Here is a 1,050-nt window from a genome sequence, read left to right as displayed (position 1 = left end):
AGGCAAATTCTCCAGCTGTTGCAAAGCGATTAAAATCTCCAATTTCAGTAATGATCCGCATAGCGATGGGCCTGGTTACTCCTTTGAAGCACGAAAGGGAACTAGCCAGTTCATTGTAATTTTCCTGCTTGGACATTTCGGTGATTCGCTCATCATATCGAGCAATTTTGGTCTCAAGCTCCTCAAGAGTAATGAGATACTCGTCGAGCACCTCGCGATTCATTGGAGACAGTTCCAGGGATTTAAGCCAATCTCTGTGTTTTATAGTCCACTTGGTCTTTCCCTCATCAAAGGTGTAGCCAAGCTTCATGACAAATGAATTGATCTGCTGCTTAAATCTTTTGACAGTTTCCTGAGTATCTTCACGAAGACGAATAAATGAGCGAACTTCCTGATCTTCCTGAGTAGGAACATAAACAGATCTATAGGTGTCATAGGCTAATGCTTCAGCCAGAGATTTTGCATCTCTGCGGTCCGTTTTGCGAACTCGATCAGTCTGAGCAAGACGGATTGTCGTTGGCGCCATAATGCGGCATTCAAAGCCCATTTTCGTAATTCTTTCATAGAAAGAGAAGCCAAGACATCCAGCTTCGTAACCGAACACGAGCTTGGTTCCAGGTTCAACTTCAGATTCGATTTTCTTGGCATACTTCCAGATCAATCGTGTATCATTGTTAATTTTTGTCTGGTGACTATGTGTATTAGAATTTCGATCGAAAGTATCTAAACTGATTGTTTTACTGTGGACATCGCATCCGATAAAAAGTAAGCTTGCCATATAGGTCCTCCTAAGTCATGTGGTAATGACGTTTACTTTTGAATACACCCTAAGTATCCATCTAAATCCACGAATTGGCTTCTGGGGGGCCTTTCATATTATCTAAAACAGATTGTTTCTTATTAAACTCAGTTTCTGGCAATGTAAATGTTATCCGTCATAAGTCCCCAGACAAAGCAGGAAAGATCTCTCGCAATCGCAGTAACGGCTATATTGTGCTTTTTTCCTTTGCGTATTAGTCTGTAATACTTTCGGCGCATATATTCATTGGC

Annotated in this window: 1 protein-coding gene; it reads right to left on the bottom strand. The window is 41.3% G+C overall.

Annotated features, from left to right (window positions below):
* Positions 1–778: IS110 family transposase (locus BO222_RS10950; protein ID WP_075820831.1), on the bottom strand; the 778-nt coding region annotated here is incomplete at its 3' end.
* Positions 779–1,050 lie beyond the last annotated feature (272 nt).

Origin of the sequence: Ileibacterium valens, from assembly GCF_001945525.1 — a bacterium.
Taxonomy (GTDB): domain Bacteria; phylum Bacillota_I; class Bacilli_A; order Erysipelotrichales; family Erysipelotrichaceae; genus Ileibacterium; species Ileibacterium valens.
The sequence above is the reverse complement of the archived record's forward strand: the minus strand, read 5'-3'. Positions and strand labels throughout refer to the sequence as shown.